At 58.2% G+C, this 17,586-nt stretch carries 20 protein-coding genes and 1 tRNA gene; 5 read left to right on the top strand and 16 right to left on the bottom strand.

The window, feature by feature from the left end; translation table 11 throughout:
• Positions 1–16: 16 nt before the first annotated feature.
• The 9 genes from ccmI to ccmA form a co-directional block, all read right to left on the bottom strand.
• The gene (gene ccmI, locus RE418_RS13480) at positions 17–1,231 is read right to left on the bottom strand and encodes a c-type cytochrome biogenesis protein CcmI (protein WP_025303726.1); all 1,215 of its coding nucleotides are present in this window, start codon (positions 1,229–1,231) and stop codon (positions 17–19) included.
• Positions 1,231–1,698 (bottom strand): cytochrome c-type biogenesis protein, encoded by a 468-nt coding sequence (locus RE418_RS13475; protein ID WP_043140196.1) that lies wholly within the window; start codon positions 1,696–1,698, stop codon positions 1,231–1,233. The genes ccmI and RE418_RS13475 overlap by 1 nt, the downstream gene beginning before the upstream one ends.
• A complete protein-coding gene (locus RE418_RS13470; protein ID WP_015378623.1) occupies positions 1,695–2,246 on the bottom strand; it encodes a DsbE family thiol:disulfide interchange protein in 552 nt (183 codons plus the stop codon). Before RE418_RS13470 ends, RE418_RS13475 begins: the two co-directional genes overlap by 4 nt.
• Positions 2,243–4,213 (bottom strand): heme lyase CcmF/NrfE family subunit, encoded by a 1,971-nt coding sequence (locus RE418_RS13465; RefSeq protein WP_025303728.1) that lies wholly within the window; start codon positions 4,211–4,213, stop codon positions 2,243–2,245. Before RE418_RS13465 ends, RE418_RS13470 begins: the two co-directional genes overlap by 4 nt.
• Positions 4,210–4,704, bottom strand: coding sequence for a cytochrome c maturation protein CcmE (gene ccmE, locus RE418_RS13460; protein ID WP_004936264.1), 495 nt, complete (start codon positions 4,702–4,704; stop codon positions 4,210–4,212). Before ccmE ends, RE418_RS13465 begins: the two co-directional genes overlap by 4 nt.
• Positions 4,701–4,937, bottom strand: a complete 237-nt coding sequence (gene ccmD, locus RE418_RS13455; protein WP_025303729.1) for a heme exporter protein CcmD — start codon at positions 4,935–4,937, stop codon at positions 4,701–4,703. The genes ccmE and ccmD overlap by 4 nt, the downstream gene beginning before the upstream one ends.
• Complete coding sequence (locus RE418_RS13450; RefSeq protein WP_033653722.1) at positions 4,934–5,671, bottom strand: heme ABC transporter permease; 738 nt, start codon at positions 5,669–5,671, stop codon at positions 4,934–4,936. The genes ccmD and RE418_RS13450 overlap by 4 nt, the downstream gene beginning before the upstream one ends.
• Before the next feature lie 120 nt (positions 5,672–5,791).
• Positions 5,792–6,451 carry a heme exporter protein CcmB gene (gene ccmB / locus RE418_RS13445; RefSeq protein WP_025303731.1) on the bottom strand — a complete coding sequence of 220 codons (660 nt, stop codon included), beginning with the start codon at positions 6,449–6,451 and terminating at the stop codon, positions 5,792–5,794.
• Positions 6,451–7,083 (bottom strand): cytochrome c biogenesis heme-transporting ATPase CcmA, encoded by a 633-nt coding sequence (ccmA, locus tag RE418_RS13440; protein ID WP_015378626.1) that lies wholly within the window; start codon positions 7,081–7,083, stop codon positions 6,451–6,453. Before ccmA ends, ccmB begins: the two co-directional genes overlap by 1 nt.
• 229 nt (positions 7,084–7,312) lie before the next feature.
• On the opposite strand from ccmA, the gene RE418_RS13435 reads away from it, so the two are divergent.
• Together RE418_RS13435 and RE418_RS13430 are read left to right on the top strand one after the other, a co-directional pair.
• Entirely contained in the window at positions 7,313–8,239 is a 927-nt protein-coding gene (locus RE418_RS13435) for a formate/nitrite transporter family protein (protein ID WP_049203728.1), read from the top strand.
• 129 nt (positions 8,240–8,368) lie between these two features.
• A tRNA-Arg gene (locus RE418_RS13430) sits at positions 8,369–8,443 on the top strand.
• Positions 8,444–8,536: 93 nt separating this feature from the next.
• Here RE418_RS13430 and RE418_RS13425 read toward each other — a convergent pair.
• The 4 genes from RE418_RS13425 to RE418_RS13410 form a co-directional block, all read right to left on the bottom strand.
• Positions 8,537–9,811, bottom strand: coding sequence for a lactonase family protein (locus tag RE418_RS13425; RefSeq protein ID WP_233494347.1), 1,275 nt, complete (start codon positions 9,809–9,811; stop codon positions 8,537–8,539).
• A 20-nt stretch (positions 9,812–9,831) separates the two neighbouring features.
• The gene (locus tag RE418_RS13420; protein ID WP_049207364.1) at positions 9,832–10,632 is read right to left on the bottom strand and encodes a helix-turn-helix domain-containing protein; all 801 of its coding nucleotides are present in this window, start codon (positions 10,630–10,632) and stop codon (positions 9,832–9,834) included.
• A 684-nt stretch (positions 10,633–11,316) separates the two neighbouring features.
• Complete coding sequence (locus tag RE418_RS13415) at positions 11,317–11,538, bottom strand: hypothetical protein (protein WP_025303735.1); 222 nt, start codon at positions 11,536–11,538, stop codon at positions 11,317–11,319.
• Between the two features lies 1 nt (position 11,539).
• Entirely contained in the window at positions 11,540–12,511 is a 972-nt protein-coding gene (locus RE418_RS13410; RefSeq protein WP_043140216.1) for a TIGR04086 family membrane protein, read from the bottom strand.
• Between the two features lie 228 nt (positions 12,512–12,739).
• Between RE418_RS13410 and RE418_RS13405 the strand changes: the two genes are divergently transcribed.
• The 3 genes from RE418_RS13405 to dsdC all read left to right on the top strand — a co-directional run bounded on the left by RE418_RS13405 (position 12,740) and on the right by dsdC (position 15,993).
• Positions 12,740–14,236 (top strand): helix-turn-helix transcriptional regulator, encoded by a 1,497-nt coding sequence (locus RE418_RS13405; protein ID WP_043140220.1) that lies wholly within the window; start codon positions 12,740–12,742, stop codon positions 14,234–14,236.
• 134 nt (positions 14,237–14,370) lie between these two features.
• Positions 14,371–14,622 (top strand): CsbD family protein, encoded by a 252-nt coding sequence (locus tag RE418_RS13400; protein ID WP_025303738.1) that lies wholly within the window; start codon positions 14,371–14,373, stop codon positions 14,620–14,622.
• A 441-nt stretch (positions 14,623–15,063) separates the two neighbouring features.
• The gene (gene dsdC / locus RE418_RS13395; protein ID WP_025303739.1) at positions 15,064–15,993 is read left to right on the top strand and encodes a DNA-binding transcriptional regulator DsdC; all 930 of its coding nucleotides are present in this window, start codon (positions 15,064–15,066) and stop codon (positions 15,991–15,993) included.
• A gap of 11 nt (positions 15,994–16,004) precedes the next feature.
• Here dsdC and RE418_RS13390 read toward each other — a convergent pair whose 3' ends face one another.
• Genes RE418_RS13390 through RE418_RS13380 form a run of 3 tightly spaced genes read right to left on the bottom strand, consistent with a single transcriptional unit; the run spans position 16,005 to position 17,571 of the window.
• Positions 16,005–16,307 (bottom strand): hypothetical protein, encoded by a 303-nt coding sequence (locus RE418_RS13390; RefSeq protein WP_049294901.1) that lies wholly within the window; start codon positions 16,305–16,307, stop codon positions 16,005–16,007.
• 3 nt (positions 16,308–16,310) lie between these two features.
• On the bottom strand, positions 16,311–17,234 hold the full coding sequence (locus RE418_RS13385) for a DMT family transporter (protein WP_049203765.1): 924 nt from the start codon (positions 17,232–17,234) through the stop codon (positions 16,311–16,313).
• Between the two features lie 46 nt (positions 17,235–17,280).
• A complete protein-coding gene (locus RE418_RS13380) occupies positions 17,281–17,571 on the bottom strand; it encodes a hypothetical protein (RefSeq protein WP_049200124.1) in 291 nt (96 codons plus the stop codon).
• Between the last annotated feature and the right edge of the window lie 15 nt (positions 17,572–17,586).

Below are 17,586 nucleotides of genomic sequence, written 5' to 3'. Positions count from 1 at the left end.
AAAAACACGTTCGGTCTTATTTTTCAGGGACCTGCTTGTTTATCTGAACGCTAACCTGCTCTTTACCGCTGAATGTCTGCAGCGAGCTTTCGCCGAACCAGTCCCCCGGTTGCGGCGTGGCCAATCCGTCCTGTGAGAGGCGCACACGCACCTGCACCTGATGCTGCGCCGAGAGCAGACGCTCGGGCATCATGGCGTTGCTGTCATCCAGTGAGAAAGACAGCGGAAAACGGCTCAACGGCAATTGTTTTACTGCGACCGGCACCGGGCTGACGCCGTCGGTCACCGAGATAACCAGCGTCCCCTGCGGCGGCAGGGCTTTCGCCGCCTGCGGTGACAGCGCAACGGTCACATTCAGTTTAACAGTTTCTCCGCCGGCCTGGGCTTTTGCTTGTGCAATACTGCGCTTTATCACTTCCGCGCGCGGATCGTTGGCCGGCAGCAGCTGCAGCATCACTTGCCAGGCGCCAATCGCCTGTTTGAAATCGCCCTGTTCGAAGGCATTGAACGCCAGCAGGCTGAGCACCCGCGGATCGCTGTGGTTTTCCGCGATCATGCGCCGCAACAGCTGCGTCGCCTGCTTGTTATCCTCCGGATCGTTGGAGCGCGTCAAGACCTCGGCATAGCCGAGCCGCACTTCCAGACTATTCGGATCCAATTGATAAGCATGAGCAAAGGCCTGCGTGGCGGTAGTGGCATTGTTCAACGCCATGCCGACGCGCCCCAGCATCATCCAGTCGTTGATATTGCGATCGTCCTGCTGCAGCGCGGTGCGCAGCCCCAGTCCGAGACGGGCAATCTCTTCCATGCTCAGCGGTTTGGCGCGCTCGTTGGCGACGCGCTCGCGCAATTCCGGCATTTGCGCCTGCACCAGACGCCAGTCCAGCACCTGCGCCAACCCGCCGGTTTTCAGATAAAAGCCAACGGTCACCGCCAGCAGTAACACCACGCCCGGCACCAGCGCCCAGCGGTTGATCGGCTTCGCCTGCACCATCTGCTCGGCCGGGATGTCGTTCAACAGGTTCTGTTGCAGCTCTTTGACCAGCTCCGGGCGCTCGGCCACCACGCCCTGCTGCTCATCCTGCTCCAGCTCGCTGAGGCGATCCTGATAAAACGCCTTGTTCAACGCATCGCGCGTGGCGGCGCTCTGCTTGCCGTGGCGCATCGCCGGCACCACCAGCAACGCGGCGGCGCCGGCCAACAACACGCAAATAATCAGCCAAAAAGCCATTAGGGTTTCTTCCTGTCAGTCTCTTGCAACAGCGCCGCCAGGCGCTGCCGTTCCCGTTCGGAGAATTCATCATCCGCCGCCGCATCGGGCCGCCGACGGGTGCGCAGGATCACCACCGCCCCGCCGATCAATACGAACAGCAGCGGGCCGATCCACAAGATCAGCGTCGCCGGCGTTACCGGCGGCTCGTAGGTGACGAAGTTGCCATAACGCGCCACCATGTAATCGATAATCTGCTGCTTGTTTTGCCCCTGCATCATCAGTTCGTACACCTTGGTGCGCATGTCGGCGGCGATGATGGCGTTGGAATCGGCAATGCTGTTGTTTTGACATTTCGGGCAGCGCAGCTGTTCGGTCAACTCGCGATACTGCTGCTCTTGCTCGACGGAGTTGAAGCGATAGGTATCGATCGCCGCGGCGGCGCTCCAGCTCAGCAGTGCGGCACACAGCAGAACAATCAGCCTCATGCCTCACCCCCGTACTTTTTATACAGCGGCAGCACTTCCTGCTGCCAGACGCGCTCGTTCATGTCGCCGGCGTGGCGATAGCGAATGATCCCCTGGCCGTCGATAAGGAAGGTCTCAGGCGCGCCGTACACCCCGAGATCCAACCCCAGCATGCCGTCGCCGTCGTACAGGCTGAGCGCATAGGGATTGCCGAGGGAATTCAGCCAGGTCACCGCCTTGGCACGATCGTCTTTATAGTTCAGGCCGACCACCCGCACGCCGCGCGCCGCCAGCGTATTGAGATACTGGTGCTCCGCGCGGCAGGTCGGGCACCAGGTGGCCCAGACGTTGAGCAATATCGGCTTGCCGTCGCGCAGCACCGCCTGATCGTAGGTTTTGCCGGGCTGATCCAGCGATTCCAGCCTGAAGGTCGGCACCGGTTTGCCGATCAGCGCCGACTCCAGCATGGTCGGATCTTCGCCGCCGGCGTTGCGCGTCAGTTGCACCATCAGGGCCGCCACCAGCAGCAGGAAGAGCACCAACGGGATAAACAGCAGCTTACGCTTCATGATTGCGCCTCCAGCTTGCCTTCGCGCTTGAGCTTTTTGCTCATGCGATAACGCGGGTCGAGAATGCACAGCAGGCCGCCGATCGCCATAAAGACGCCGCCGAACCAGATCCAGCGCACGAAGGGTTTGTAATACAGGCGCACCGCCCAGGAGCCGTCTTCCAGCTCCTCGCCCAGCGCCGCGTACAGATCGCGGCTGAACCCGCCGTCGATCGCCGCCTCGGTCATCATGCTGCGCGCCACGCTGTAGTAGCGTTTCTCCGCATGCAGCGTCGCCTCCGGCTTGCCGTTGCGCGTCACGTCGATGATACCGACGCCGCCGCTGTAGTTCGGGCCGCGGATGTCGTGCACGTCGCGGAACACGAAATGATAATTGTGGATATCCACGCTGTCGCCGGCCTTCATCCGCACGTCACGCTCCACGCTGTAGTTCTGGCTGAAGGCGATGCCGATCACCGTCACCGCCACGCCGAGGTGGCCGAGCACCATGCCCCAGTGGCTGCGGGACAGCTGCCGCAGGCCGCGCCAGAAACCGTGACGATGGGTGGCGCGCTCATGCAGCTCCATCAGCGTCAGGATGATCACCCACAGTGCCATGATCAGGCCCACCACCGTCATGCCGGCGATGCTGTCCTGCAGCAACCACGGCAGCAGAATCGACAGCACCAACGTCGCCAGCAGCGCTACGCCGAGGCGCCGCCACAGCTTGCGCGGCTCATCGCGGCGCCAGCGCACCAGCGGCCCAATGCCCAACAGCAGCGCCAGCGGCGCCATCAGCCAGGTGAACATGGTATTGAAGAACGGCTCGCCGATCGAAATGCTGCCCAGCCCCAGCTGTTTGTGCACCAGCGGCAGCAGCGTGCCCAACAGCACCACCAGCATGGCGGCGATCAGCAGCACGTTATTGCCCAGCAGGAAGGTCTCGCGCGAGAAGGTCTCGTGCTGTACACGGCTACGCACCTGGCCGCCCTTGACCGCGTACAGCAGCAGCGAACCGCCGATGACGATCACCAGATAGGCGAGAATAAACATGCCGCGCGCCGGGTCGGAGGCGAAGGAGTGCACCGAGACCAGCACGCCGGAGCGCACCAGGAAGGTGCCCAGCAGGCACAGCGAGAAGGCGGTGATCGCCAGCAGCACCGTCCAGGCTTTGAACGTGCCGCGTTTCTCGGTCACCGCCAGCGAATGCATCAGCGCGGTGCCGGCCAGCCACGGCATAAAGGAGGCGTTCTCCACCGGATCCCAGAACCACCAACCGCCCCAGCCCAACTCATAGTAGGCCCAGGCCGATCCGAGCACGATGCCCAGCGTGAGGAACACCCAGGCGGCGGTAGTCCACGGGCGTGACCAGCGCGCCCAGGCGGTGTCGAGCCGGCCGGCCATCAACGAGGCGATGGCGAACGCGAAGGCGACCGAGAAGCCGACATAGCCCATGTACAGCAGCGGCGGGTGGAAAATCAGGCCGATATCCTGCAGCAGCGGGTTGAGATCGCTGCCGTCGATCGGGAAGTTCGGCAGCGTGCGGGTGAACGGGTTGGAGGTCATGATGATGAACAGCAGGAAACCGGCGGTGATCATGCCCATCACCGACAGCACCCGCGCCACCGCGTCCTGCGGCATCGCCCGGCTGCACAACGCCACCGCCAGCGACCAGCAACTCAGCAGCAGTACCCACAGCAGCAGCGAACCTTCGTGCGCCCCCCAGGTGGCGGCGATGCGGTAATACACCGGCAGTTGGGTATTGGAGTTGGTGGCCACGTAGGCGACGGTAAAGTCGTTGACCACGAAGGCATGCACCAGGCACAGGAACGCCAGCGCAATCGCCGCGAACATGCCATAGGTCAGCGGCCGGGCCACCGCCATCATGCGGCTGTCCTGCCGCGCCGCGCCCCACTGCGGGTAGATGCTCAGCAACAGCGCGATCGCCAGCGCCAGGCACAGCAGAAAACTGCCCAGTTCCGGCATCATGACTTGGCACCCTCCGCCTGCGGCGCGTTATACGCTTCCGCCGGCCCTTTGTGATTCTCTTTCATCGCGTCGGCCACTTCTGGCGGCGTGTATTTCTCGTCGTGCTTGGCCAGCACTTCGCGCGCATTGACCACGTTGCCCTCGCCCAGCACGCCCTGCGCCACCACGCCCTGCCCTTCGCGGAACAGGTCCGGCAGAATGCCAGTGTAGGTCACGCCGATCGCGCCGCGCGCGTCGTAAATCTTGAAGCTGACCTGCAGCGTATTGGGATCGCGTTTCACCGAGCCGGGCATCACCATGCCGCCGATACGCAGCCGCTGGCCGACCTCGGGCTTCTCATGATTTTCGCCCTTGCCCTGCAGGATTTCACCCGGGGTATAGAACAGATCGATGTTGGAGCGCAGCGCGTACAGCATCAGGGTTGCGGTCAGCGCAATGCCGATCAGCACAACGATCGCCAGATAAAGGCGGCTTTTACGACGTGGATTCACAATGATTTCTCCCGCGGTGCGGCGGATTTTTGTTTTGATTGTTGCGCATGGCGAATGCGCCGCTCGCGCGCCTGACGGCGGCCGATCTCGGCGAGCAACTGCCGCCGCTGCCAGACGGTGTGTGCCACCAGCCCCAACAGCGAAATCAGCGTGACGGCGACCGCCAGCCAGACATAGAAGGCATAACCGCCCATGGCGAAAAACGCCGGCCAGGAATCGAATGCGGCATTCATGACTGACGCTCCTTATTCACCAGCCCGGCAACCCACGGGCGCTGGCGCTCCTGGAACAGAATCAAATTGCGCAGACGCATCAGCGTCAACGTAACGAACAACAGCAGGTAGCCGAGGATCGCCCAACGCAGCGGGGTGCGCATACTTGGCGCGATGGATTGCTGCATGTTGGTCGAGCCCTGATGCAGCGTATTCCACCATTCGACGGAGAAATGGATGATCGGAATGTTCACCACGCCCACCAGCACCAGAATGCCGGCGGCCCGGCCCGCCAGGCGGCGGTCTTCGAAAGCGTTATACAGCGCGATGACGCCCATATAAAGGAACAGCAGCACCAGCTCGGAGGTCAGCCGCGCGTCCCACACCCACCAGGTGCCCCACATCGGCTTGCCCCAGGCGGAGCCGGTCACCAGCGCGATAAAGGTGAACACCGCGCCGATCGGCGCCATCGCCGCCACCACGGTATCGGACATTTTCATCTGCCACACCAGGCCGATAAACGCCGCCACCGCCATCGAGGCATAGATGCCCATCGACCACATGGCCGCCGGCACGTGAATATAAATGATGCGGAAGCTGTCGCCCTGCTGATAATCCTTCGGCGCGAAACCAAAGCCCCATGCCCAGCCAAGCAGCAGGCAGGCCGCCGCCGCCAGCCCCAGCCAGGGGACAAAGCGGCCGCAGACGTGATACAGCCGTTCAGGCCGCGCCAGTTGATGTAACCATTTCCACATTGTCGTCAGTGCTCACGGTAATTTTTATGCGTCGGCCGCCCCGAGCGATCGAAACGGCGAAAATCTTCTGCAGGGTACGCTCTTGTCGGCCTTGCCCCGTCTGTTCATTCAATACGTTAGCTAGTGCACGCTCACTCGCAGCGCCGCTGCGGTGGCAAACGGTGCCAATGTCACGCTGCCCGCCAGCATCGCACCGAGTATCGCCAGGTAACCGTCAATCGGCATGCCCATCGAGGCGGCGTCGATCGCGCCGGTGGCGAAGATCAGCACCGGGATATACAGCGGCAGCACCAGCAGGCTGAGCAGCACGCCCCCTTTGCGCAAGCCGACGGTCAACCCCACGCCGATAGCGCCGATCAGGCTCAGCGTCGGCGTGCCGAGCAGCAGCGTACCCGCCACCGCCAGCCAGGTTTGCATATCGAGCGACAACAGCAGCGCCACCAGCGGCGACAGGATCAGCAGCGGCAATCCCGTCACGACCCAGTGAGCACACACTTTGCCCAGCACCGTCATCGGCAGCGGCGTCGGCAGCAGCAACAGCTGCTCCAGCGATCCGTCGAGAAAGTCGTCGCGAAACAGCCGCTCCAGCGACAGCAGCGAGGCCAGCAGCGCCGCCACCCACACGATGCCCGGCGCAATGCGCGCCAGCAGCTGCGGTTCAGGGCCAATCCCCAGCGGGAACAGCGTGATCACAATCAGGAAAAACCACAGCGGGTTGACGATCTCCGACCCTTTACGGCAGGCGATCTTCAATTCGCGACGCACCAGAGTCAAAAACATCACAAACTCCCCGCGTCGTGTTCCGCCAAACGAATTTTGCCCACCGTTTGGCTGACGCCGGCCAAATCCTGATGCGTGGTCAACAATACCATGCCGCCACGCTGCGCATGTTGTTCAAAAAGGCTAATCAACTCGGCCACGCCCTGTTTATCGATCGCCGTCAAGGGTTCATCGAGGATCCACAGCGGCGCCGCGCTGAGCCACAATCGCGCCAGCGCCACCCGCCGCTGCTGCCCGGCCGAAAGCTGCGCCACCGGCAGATCCTCGTACCCCACCAACCCGACCTGCTCCAGCGCGCGCCAGATGGCCTGATGCTCGGCCGCGCCGCGCACCGCCTGATAAAACTGCAGATTTTCGAAGGGTGTCAATACGGCTTTGATGCCAGGTTGATGGCCGATAAACAGCAAATCTTGCTGATACGCCGCGCGATCGCGCAGCGTGTTGCGCCCGCGCCAGCACACCTCACCGCCGTCCGGCCGCGCCAAACCGGCGAGGATGCGCAGCAAACTGGTCTTGCCCGCGCCGTTCGGCCCTTCTACCTGAATGATATCGCCCGGCTGAACTGAAAAGCTTAGCTCGCTAAACAGGATGCGCTCATCGCGCACGCAACTCAGACTTTTGGCTTCCAGCATCAGGGAACTCATATTTTTCTTTGGGATAGCGAATCATAGCATAAGCCTTTCCCCACACGCAGCCTGCGGCGGGCGCGCCGAGGGGCCAATATGGCGAGCAGGATCAAGAATGCGTGGAAAAAATCGGCGGATTTTAACTCTTGTTACCTTTTTCTGTATTTCGCCGCATTTTGGCCGGGCAACTACGCTTAATGACGTGACCTCACCCTTATTGAGCAGGAGCGATAGCATGAACGACCAGCAACGCCAGCAGCACGAGCCGGATGAGACAATGCAGGTAGAGAGCGAAGAGCAGGAACAGGGCAAACGCGAAATCGAAGTCAGGGAAGAGAATCTGCCGTCACGCGCGGCGGCGGTGCATGAACAGATCCGAATGGAAGGCGAAAAAGAGCTGGAGCGCGACGGGCTGGCGCTGCTGTGGTCGGCGATTGCCGCCGGGCTGTCGATGGGCGCCTCGCTGGCGGCGAAAGGCATTTTCCACGCCCGCTTGCCGGACGATCCCAGCCGCTTTTTCATTGAGAACCTCGGCTACACCTTCGGTTTTATCATTGTCATCATGGCGCGCCAGCAGCTGTTTACCGAAAACACCGTCACGGCGGTGCTGCCCATTATGCATAAACCCACGCCGCGCAACCTGCTTATCCTGCTGCGCCTGTGGGGCGTGGTGCTGCTCGGCAATCTGATCGGCACCGCGCTGGCGGCGCTGGCGTTTACCCATATGCCGCTGTTCGACGCCGAAACGCGCCGCGCCTTCATCAGCCTGGGCGAAGAGGTGATGCGCCATACGCCGGGAGAAATGTTCGCCAACGGCATCCTGGCCGGCTGGATCATCGCCACCATGGTATGGATGTTCCCGGCCGCCGGCGCGGCGAAAATTTGGGTGATCGTGTTGATGACCTACCTGGTGGCGATTTGCGATTTGACGCATATCGTGGTCGGCTCGGTGGAGATCCTGTATCTGGTGTTCAACGGCACGATTGGCTGGCAAGCATTCGTTTATCCGTTCGCCCTGCCGACGCTGGCGGGCAACATCATCGGCGGCACCTTTATCTTTGCGCTGATCAGCCACGCGCAAATCCGCAACGATTTGAGCGCCAAAAATAAGGCGGCGCGCCTGCAAGAGGAAAAACGGCGCCACGGCGGGGAAAAACCGTGATCGCCGTCGGTTAGCCGAGGAAATTTCGGCGCGAACTGGCGAGGTATTGAGCAAACGCGCCGCTAAGCGCTTATTCTGCGGGTAAAAAAAGGTATAATGCCCCGGCAGCTTCGGTTGCCGGTCCGCAGCGTCCCCGTAGTTAAACGGATATAACAAGCCCCTCCTAAGGGCTAGTTACTGGTTCGATTCCAGTCGGGGACACCATTCTTTCTCATCAAACCGTCCCCCATCATCTGTACCCGCAATCCCCCTTTTCCCTTGTTCAGTCCCGGTTTCTCCCGCGCCTTATGATGGGCATTAATTGAAAAACTTGATATCCGTCGGCGTTGAGATCGTCGCCGCCTCACCTCTGGCCTGCAACTCGCCCGTCTCATCATCGAAATCGAACAGCGTAACGCTATTGGTGAACACATTCGTGACATAGAGGCGGTTGCCGTCGGCATCAAAAGCGAGCGCCCGCGGTTCAATGCCGCCGGCCTCATAGCGCGTCGGCACGCCTGGCAGACCGTCCCTGCCTATTTTAAATACCAGCAGGTGGTTATCGGTACCGCGATGGGTGGCAATAAGATATCTGCCGCTCGGGCTCAGGATAATAGCCCCGCCGCTTTTCTCCTCCGCCGAATCGAGGCCGCCGTTCAGTTTCACTTTCCCTTGCCGCGTCAATCGATGATCGCTGACGGCAAACGCCTCGATCTCGCCCGCCATTTCAGTGATGACATAGGCGTATTCACCTTTCGGCGAGAACACCATGTGCCGTGGACCGGCGCCGGGCGCAAAGCCGACATCGCGCGACGTATCCGCCTGCAGCGGCTGCGCGTTATCCGGGCGATAGCGATAGGCGTGCAACTTATCGCCGCCGAGATCCGCCGCGTACAGGTATTGGCCATCACGGCTGAAGGTGGTGGAGTGCGCATGCCCGCCTTCCTGGCGCCCCTGCACGATGCCGGAGCCGGGTATAAACGGGTAATGCTGCACGCGTTCACCCAGTGTGCCGTCGCTGCGAATCGGCAATACCGTCACCCCCGCGCCGCCATTGGCGACGGAGTAGTTGGCGACAAACAGAAACTTGCCGTCCGGGCTGAGTGTGGCATGCGTCGGCTGCTGGCCCGCACTGCTCACCGTATTCAGCACCCGCACGCTGCCAGCGTCGTCTATTGCCAAGGCGGTCACCGTTCCCGCATCCTCTTCATTGGTGACATAGGCGAAACGACCATCGCGAGATTTTGCGATCCATGACGGGCTTTTCATCTTGATAACATTGAGCAGCGTTAACGTGCCGTCGACATTTACCCTCAGACGATAGAGCCCTTCACTGGGGAACGCCGGTTTCTGCACCGTGGGCGCATCCGGAATATGGGTCCAGGTACCGACTAACGCTATTTGTTGATGCTCCCGATTATTGGCCATCGCATTTCCTGAAAACATGAAGAGGGTTAATGCCAGCATTAATTGAATGACCTGCCAGCCTAAACCGGCAACGTTCACCCAGCCAGACACAGACAACGTTAAAGGTAGCATACCGAAAGCGTAATGGTGTTTATTCATTGAACCGGGGGATTTCTCTACACTCATGATGTCTCCTTTTCTCAACGCTACACCACAGGAATCAGTATATCGACATTAACAACTTCGCTGTTTAAATGCTCGTTTCTATATAGCTCGATAAAAAAGCTTTCCCTCATTTTGACATTAATGGCCGGCAGGTAAGCGTCATAGATGCTTTCAAAAAAATCAATGTACTCAGGCAACGCCCCCATAAAGGGAATAACAATATATTTCCCTCTGGGTATGTAGAAGTTAAAAATAGAGTGGAAAACCTCTTGTTCCTTACCATTTGAATGCCATTTACCCGCTCTGGTTTTTTCCACACCATAAGCTTTTCCATTCTTGCTTAACCATTTTTCATTAGTCTGCGTAATGTCACTGGCATCTCTGTATTTCCTTATGGAATGGAAAATCAATGCTTTGTACTGCTTTAACAACTCAATATCATCCGGCATGACCGTGTGATAAAAATAGGGCTTATTGTCATTGCCATACGGTGGGATCTGGATGGAGAAATCCCATCCCCGGCTGTTTCTAAAGCTGTTGGGCGTTTCGCCAAAGAAACGTTTGAATGCCCGCGTGTAACATTGCTGAGAGGCAAAGCCCGATGCCAAGGCGACATCCAGTATGTTCCCTTGATGTTGTTTAAGCAAAATTGCGGATCGGCTCAGCTTTCTGTGCCTGATATAAGTTCCGAGCGTCATACCAAAATAATGTTTAAACAGCCGTTGCAAATGCCATTTAGAATACCCTGAGATAATAGACACTTTCTCGACGGAAAGCCCCTCTATAATATTCTTCTCCATATACTCTAATACCTGTAAAAGAATATCTTTCCGATAGTCCATGTGCGCTCCTTGCCTTTATAAAAATCGTGTCCTTTTCATTAAAATCGTTAACCAACCAAACCAAGTCATTAAGATTAATCCTAAAAAAAATCACCTTGGCAGCGCCATTTTTGCGGCATAGGAAAAGTCATTACTTAAATAACTGAAAATGATCATGTTATATAAATCCACCCGCAAAAAAACGGCAAAACAAAAACAACCCACATAAAATGCTCCCGTCAAAGATGCATTTACATCTCCAGGGAGAATCACACTTTTTGCCAATTGTTTTATCTTAACGTGTTTTTTTACACTCCACTGGCATGGCCGAATAGGAATTTCATCATCACAAATTAAATCGTGAATTTATTGTTTGGTCGGCTGATAAAATTATTGAACCTAATGCGAAGAAGTAGGAACAATGTCGAGGGAGGATGCGGTGGATAAACGCAAGGCCTTAACCTCGGGCCAGATAATCGCAGAGCTTCATAGCGCGTTTCTTTTTTATCTTTTCCCATACAAAGCAGAATCGATGTTTCAACAAACCTTGTTCGATGCCCTACGTTACCCTCCACGCCAATTGGGGCGCCATTTATGCCTCGCTCTTCCCTCGTAACAGTGCCGTGTCTGCATACGCTGTGCTTTGTTGCCACAGCACGGCAAAAAGCCCGGCTCGCCAGGCCGGGCTTTTCATTAACGGACTGATTAATCAGCCAGGTTGTCGATCTCTGCCGATCGGTGCTTGCGTAACAGATTCAGCAGCAAAGATACCCGCCGCTCGGTGCGTTCCGGGGTATCCGGCGGCAGGTTGTAGCGCAAGGTGTAGCGCTCGTTGTTCTCGTTGCAAAAATCGATGACGAGCACGGGCGCGGACGCTCCCGCCACTTTTCGATAGTTCAGCGAGATGCACGACAGGTTTTTTCTCATCTCAACTTACCGCGACGGTACGGCGGGTTGATTCGGCAATCCGCCCCACGCCGGCGCTCAGCGCAGCGCCCAACAGCAGTATCAGTAGTGAGCCCCATGCGGCGCGAGACAGTTGTTTGGCCGCTTCATCAGCCGCTTCACGCGCTTTCTGCTCGGCCTCGGCCTTGAGTTTTTCCACCTTCTGCACCGCCTGCTGATAAGCCTGGGCGTAGTTATCGACGATTTGGCTCGCTTCATCACGGCTCTTGCCGGTGCGTGCCGCAACGATATTCACCAACGCATCCTTGTCGGCCGCACTCAACGTCGGCTCACCGGACTGCTTGACGCGTTCGAACCACTGCTTAAGCTCGGTAGCGGCCTGCGCCGGATCGGCAGCCGCGTCCATGGCTGATTGCTTGCCGTCGGCGGTCGCCCTATCGGCCTTCTGTTCCAACCGAGCCGGATCCAATTCCGGCTTGCCGGTCTGCTTGAGCGTGGCGTTCAACTGATTCTCCAGGCTTCCCCAGTCCAGGCTGATACCCTTTTTATCCAGCTGTTGCTTGAGGCCTTCACCCACGTTTGGCGCTGCCGCCGCCAGGCCGCTGCCCGCCAGCGAGAGCCCTTTACCCACCGCGCTGCCCGCCAGCCCCACCACGCCGCTTGCTAATGAAACCATCAGCCAGGTGGTCAGCAAGGTGGTGATCGCCCAGCTCAGCAGGCCATGCAAACCGCCGCGGTTCGGCGCAGTGCGTCCGGCGACGAACGCACCGGCGGCCAGCGATGCCAGCGTGGAAACCAGCAGCCAGATCCCGGTGCCGGTGCCAAAACCGCTCAGCGGATTGCCCTTTTGCATCATATCCACGGCCTGGGCACCGATAGCCGTACCCAGCACGCTGAAGATAAGATAAGTCACCAGCGCCACGGCACTCCCGGCCAATATCGAGCCCCATGACACCTGAAACGCAAAGCGATTTGATTCATAGACAGTGGTCATCGTTGTTCCTTATATTTTCTGGACAAGTGATTGCACGCACGGTGGATAACCGCGCAGACAAATTCAGTCTGCCGCGCGGTGGCGTCGGCCGTCCCAGTTCATTTGCGCCAGAATGCCTAGTGCATTCACACCCTGCGAATACGCACGTTATGCACTAAGCTGCTCAGCGAGTAGCGTAACCCGCGGCCCCGATCAGAGGCCGCTCCCCTTCTGTCTAGCGGAGAGCACATGAACCCATCCGTTCTGGCCAGCGAAACCCACCGCGGCCACCTGCAGCAAATCATCTCCGGCTTGTCCGACGGCGTGATCCTGACGGATACCGATCAAACGCTTCTCTGGGCTAACGAAGCCGCGTTGGCCATGCACGGCGTGAGCCACCAGAAAGCCCTGGGGGCTGATGCCGGCGAGTACGCGGCGCGTTTTGCACTGCGTTATCGCAACAACCACCCGCTGGCGCTGGAACAGTACCCGCTGAGCCGGGTTGCCGATGGCGAAACCTTCACCGATGTGGTGGTGGAGGTTCGGCAGGTCGACGATCCGGAGAGCTTCTGGGTGCACCGCCTGCGGAGCCTGATCATCACCGATGCGCAGGGGCAGCCGGAGCTGCTGGCGCTGATCCTGAGCGACGCAACGGAGTGGGCCAGCGCCGAACAGCGCTTTGAAAAAACCTTCAACGCCAATCCGGCGCCGGCGGTCATTTGTCGGCTAAGCGACCTGCGTTACGTCAAGGTCAACCAGGGGTTCCTCGATATGACCGGTTACCAGCGTGAACAGGTCATGGGGCGTTCGGTTTATGAACTCGACGTCTTAGAACAGGCAGAGCACAAAGAGCTGGCGGTTCAGCGCCTGGGGGAAGGCGCCACCATTCCGCAGATGGAGGCCGAGCTGAAACTGCCCGGCGGAGGAAGCAAGCTGGTGGTGGTTGCCGGTCAACCGCTGGATATCAATGAAGACGACTGCATGCTGTTCACGTTTACCGATCTCGAACCCCGGCGCCTGGCGGAATCGGCGCTGCGAGAAAGTGAAGAGCGGTTCGCCAAGGCATTTCGCCTGAGCCCGGTGCCGACGTTGGTGTGTACCGCAGACGAGAGGCGCGTGCTGGACGTCAACGAAGCGTTCACCCGCACCACCGAGTACGACGCCGAAGCGTTGATCGGCAAAACGGTCGATGAGATCCAGTTTATTGACGATCCCGAGGCGAACCGCCGTTTGTTTGCCGCACTGGAAAAAAGCGGCAACGTCGAAGGGTTGGATATCCAGGTGCGAAAGAAAGGGAGCGAGCTAATCGACTGCGTGGCCTCGGCGGATGCCGTCAGTATCCATAATGCGCCCTGCTACCTGTTGGTGCTCATGGACATTACCGAGCGTAAACGATCGGAGCTGGAGCTGGTGAATGCCATCGAAGAAGTGATGCAGGATGCCTCGTGGTTCAGCCAAACTTTGATCGAAAAACTGGCCAACGTAAAAAGCATCAACCGGCCCGACCAGGCTGGATTCACCGCCAGCGACCTCACGCCGCGCGAGCGCGATGTGCTGGAATTGATTTGCGAGGGGCTGCCGGACAAGAAAATCGCGGCGCGTCTCAATCTGGCGCTCAACACCATCCGCAATCATGTCGCGACGGTCTATTCCAAACTCGGCGTGCACAGCCGCAGCGAAGCCATCGTCTGGGCCAGAGAGCGCGGGCTGTTTACCGGCGGAGCGGCCTCCAGGAACGGCAAGTAACCTGCAAATGCACTACCCGCACCGATGCAAACGCCCCTTATGAGCGCAGAGTGAAGTGCATAACATGGCGGTGCAAATGCAGGCTTTCGCTCTGTGCGAACGCCAAACGGATCGAACCTTAGGAGCACATCATAATGAACAGCGAAAAAGCCAATGGCATGATGGACAAAGTGGCGGGCAAAGCGCAGGAAATCGCAGGCGACGTCAGCGGTAACGAACGTTGGCAGGCCGAAGGCGTCACGCGCCAGGCAGTGGGCGCGCTGCAAGAAAAATACGGCGACGCCCTGAGCTGCGCCGGCAGTATGATGAAGAAAAACCCCCTCGCCGCGTTGGCACTCGTTGCCGGCGCAGGTTTGTTGGCCGGCCTGCTGCTGCGTCGCCGTTGATTAGCGCCGACGATCAACCTGCTTTTCCCTGAATGTTGTGCCCGGTGGGTAACCACTGGGCACGGTTCTCTGGCCAGGCGGGGCTCAGCGTTATCGATTGCTACCTCCATCTCGTTGGCATCCGGGCTTAACGCGTACTCAACGTCGCCATGCGACGGATGATTATGGCGAAACCGTTATATCCCGCAGGGAATATGAGCTTTTATCGTTCAGGCTGCGGTACACCGCCTTTACTCGCTGCTTAACGGCACCTCTTTTTATTATATTCGTCCTATTGCTGATTATCATCGCCCCCACCGCCTGTTATTTCCGGTTGTTATGCAATTCTCTTCAACATATCGAAATCCCTCGGCATAAAAACTGAATAGATCAATCAGGCTGGGTTTATCCTCCGCGCCATTAAATGTTAATATTGCCAGATTGTGCGCACGGAGAAATAGCATGTTCCCCAGTAAAAAACATTCACAGCGGGCGACCCCGCTGACCAGCTATCAATTTTCCCGGCTGCATACTTTTGAATGCGTCGCCCGCCATTTATCTTTTGCGCTGGCGGCGCAAGAATTGTCGATCACCCCCAGCGCCGTAAGCCACCGCATTAATTTGCTCGAAAAGGAATTGGGCTTTCTGCTGTTTCAGCGCTTTCATCGCAGAATTACCCTGACGCCGGAGGGCGAGCGCATGCAATGGGCGCTGGACAGTTCCTTCAACACCTTGAATCAGGAAATTCTGGACATTAAAAATCGCGAGTTGACGGGAACATTGACCCTCTACTCACACCCGTCTCTGGTGCAATGTCTGCTGCTGCCGCGCATCGGCGACTTTATCGCCCAGCACCCCACCATTCACCTCAACATTTTGACCGGGCAGGAAATCATCAACCTGGCCAACCGCGGCGTGGACCTGGCGATGTACTTCGGCAAACTGCCCTCGGGGCGGCATCTGGACGAGGCCTTTATGCAGGAATCGATGGTGCCGATTTGCACGCCGCAGTACGCCGCTGCACATAACCTGTACGATGCGCCGGAAAACCTGGCTCACTGTACGCTGCTGCACGATCGCTACAACTCCGGCGAAGATGAGTGGCAAACCTGGTCACAACACTTTGCGTTGGGGCTGGATACCGACAGTAAAAGCATGGAGTTCGACCGTTCCGATCTCGCGGTACTGGCCGCCACACGGCACCTTGGCGTCGCCATGGGGCGGCTTAATCTGGTGCAGGACTGGATAAAAAGCGGCGAACTGATCATTCCGTTCACCAACATGACCGTGCCCTGTGAGCACTGCTATTTTACCTCGACCATTTCCGAACGGCAGTGGCCCAAGATCCTCGCGTTTAAGCAGTGGATCATGAAAATCTCCCCTCTGGTCTGATGGCCAGAGGGTTAGCGCTCTACTTTGGGGGAATAAGAAAAATGCAGCGCGCAGGCGTAGAGCCGGCCGGCCTTTGAATAAGAAATATATTTTCGACTTTTATCCCAGGTCAGCAGGGAATTATTGGCAAAATAATAAACCTCCAATCGCATCCCATTCGCCAACCTCGACCAGCCTCGGCTTCTTATTACGGTAAAATCACCGTTATCGCTGAGCGTAATCAGCGGCACGCCCCAAGCATAGCGGGATATTTGCAACTGAATAATGAATTGGCTTTCGCAGCTTATTTGGTAGTTCTGTACATCAACATCCATAATTTATATTTTTGGTGCCACCCTTCGGTCAAAATAAAGAAGATATGAACAACTCACCACGATTAACCCCAGCACGATCAGCACAGCACCCAATACAAACTCAATTTGCAGTGGTTCGCCGAGAATGGCGACCCCCGCCAGGATGCCGAATACCGGCGTCATAAAGGTGAGAATGCCCAGCGAGGAAGCCTGATAACGGCGCAGCAGTGAAAACCAGATCAGGTAGCTGAAGAACGACACGATCAGCGTTTGGAACAGCAGGCTGCACCAGGCCACCGGGCTCAGGACGACGTGCAAATTGCCCGTCGCTATCGCCAGCAGCGACAGCAGCACGCAGGCGCCCGTCAACTGGAATAACAACGTCTGTTTGGCCGGGCACTCCGCCAGACGCGTGGTACGGATCACCAGGGTAGAACCGCCCCAGGCGATCCCCGCCAGCAGGCCATAGAAATCGCCTTTCAGCCGATCGGCTCCGCCACTTCCCTCAGCCATGCCCGATATGGCCAGCACCACGCCGCCAAAGGCGATGAGCATGCCTAGCCACTGCACCGGCGACAGACGCTCCTGAGGAAGGAGAAAATGCAGACCGAGGGCGGAAAATAGCGGCGCGGTGTACAAAAACACCGCCATATGCGAGGCGCTGGTGTAGCGCAGCCCTTCGGAGACAAAAAAGAACTCCAGCGCGAACAATGCCCCTACGCTCAAACCGGCGCTCAGCGTGGCGCGATCCCAGGTGAAACACTCGCCGCGGCAACGCGCCAACAGGTATACCCCCAGCGCGGCGAGGCCCGAGCGAATGGCAATTTGCAGCACCGCCGACACATCCTGCTCGGCGGCCTTGATCGCCACCTGCTGCATCCCCCAGATGGCGCAAAGCAGCACCATGGCGGCGGCGGCCCTGCCGTCAATACCGACTCTTGCATTCATAATAGAATTCTCGCCACCGTTGAAATAATCACAGGCCACCGTAGAATTATTCTTTATACACCACGATTTCCTGATAAAGTTTAATAACCTCACCATCGCTGTCGACGGAGTCGGTATATTCAGTTTGCTGCGCTAAATGAATCACCCGCCATCCTTTACGCGCCAATTCCGGGATCGTCAGGCGCCCCACGCCGCGGCAGGTAAACAGGGTATCGTCAGATAACCTGAGTTTGCTAACCTCTGCATAATCATAAGCTTGAGAATGGCAAACGTGCGACTCCGCCGCCATCGCCGGTAATGAAAACAGCCCCACCAACAACATTAACAGATTTCTCATGGCGACCTCCCAATC

Origin of the sequence: Serratia sp. szju, from assembly GCF_044594185.1 — a bacterium.
In the GTDB taxonomy this organism is placed as follows: Bacteria; Pseudomonadota; Gammaproteobacteria; order Enterobacterales; family Enterobacteriaceae; genus Serratia; species Serratia bockelmannii.
This window is presented reverse-complemented; position numbering and strand designations above follow the sequence as displayed.

Bases quoted from the DNA above. Each gene is read 5' to 3' on its own strand.
- ccmI (WP_025303726.1), bottom strand. From the start codon at position 1,231: ATGGCTTTTTGGCTGATTATTTGCGTGTTGTTGGCCGGCGCCGCCGCG.
- RE418_RS13475 (WP_043140196.1), bottom strand. From the start codon at position 1,698: ATGAGGCTGATTGTTCTGCTGTGTGCCGCACTGCTGAGCTGGAGCGCC.
- RE418_RS13470 (WP_015378623.1), bottom strand. From the start codon at position 2,246: ATGAAGCGTAAGCTGCTGTTTATCCCGTTGGTGCTCTTCCTGCTGCTG.
- RE418_RS13465 (WP_025303728.1), bottom strand. From the start codon at position 4,213: ATGATGCCGGAACTGGGCAGTTTTCTGCTGTGCCTGGCGCTGGCGATC.
- ccmD (WP_025303729.1), bottom strand. From the start codon at position 4,937: ATGAATGCCGCATTCGATTCCTGGCCGGCGTTTTTCGCCATGGGCGGT.
- RE418_RS13450 (WP_033653722.1), bottom strand. From the start codon at position 5,671: ATGTGGAAATGGTTACATCAACTGGCGCGGCCTGAACGGCTGTATCAC.
- ccmB (WP_025303731.1), bottom strand. From the start codon at position 6,451: ATGTTTTTGACTCTGGTGCGTCGCGAATTGAAGATCGCCTGCCGTAAA.
- ccmA (WP_015378626.1), bottom strand. From the start codon at position 7,083: ATGCTGGAAGCCAAAAGTCTGAGTTGCGTGCGCGATGAGCGCATCCTG.
- RE418_RS13435 (WP_049203728.1), top strand. From the start codon at position 7,313: ATGAACGACCAGCAACGCCAGCAGCACGAGCCGGATGAGACAATGCAG.
- RE418_RS13425 (WP_233494347.1), bottom strand. From the start codon at position 9,811: ATGAGTGTAGAGAAATCCCCCGGTTCAATGAATAAACACCATTACGCT.
- RE418_RS13420 (WP_049207364.1), bottom strand. From the start codon at position 10,632: ATGGACTATCGGAAAGATATTCTTTTACAGGTATTAGAGTATATGGAG.
- RE418_RS13415 (WP_025303735.1), bottom strand. From the start codon at position 11,538: ATGAGAAAAAACCTGTCGTGCATCTCGCTGAACTATCGAAAAGTGGCG.
- RE418_RS13410 (WP_043140216.1), bottom strand. From the start codon at position 12,511: ATGACCACTGTCTATGAATCAAATCGCTTTGCGTTTCAGGTGTCATGG.
- RE418_RS13405 (WP_043140220.1), top strand. From the start codon at position 12,740: ATGAACCCATCCGTTCTGGCCAGCGAAACCCACCGCGGCCACCTGCAG.
- RE418_RS13400 (WP_025303738.1), top strand. From the start codon at position 14,371: ATGAACAGCGAAAAAGCCAATGGCATGATGGACAAAGTGGCGGGCAAA.
- dsdC (WP_025303739.1), top strand. From the start codon at position 15,064: ATGTTCCCCAGTAAAAAACATTCACAGCGGGCGACCCCGCTGACCAGC.
- RE418_RS13390 (WP_049294901.1), bottom strand. From the start codon at position 16,307: ATGGATGTTGATGTACAGAACTACCAAATAAGCTGCGAAAGCCAATTC.
- RE418_RS13385 (WP_049203765.1), bottom strand. From the start codon at position 17,234: ATGAATGCAAGAGTCGGTATTGACGGCAGGGCCGCCGCCGCCATGGTG.
- RE418_RS13380 (WP_049200124.1), bottom strand. From the start codon at position 17,571: ATGAGAAATCTGTTAATGTTGTTGGTGGGGCTGTTTTCATTACCGGCG.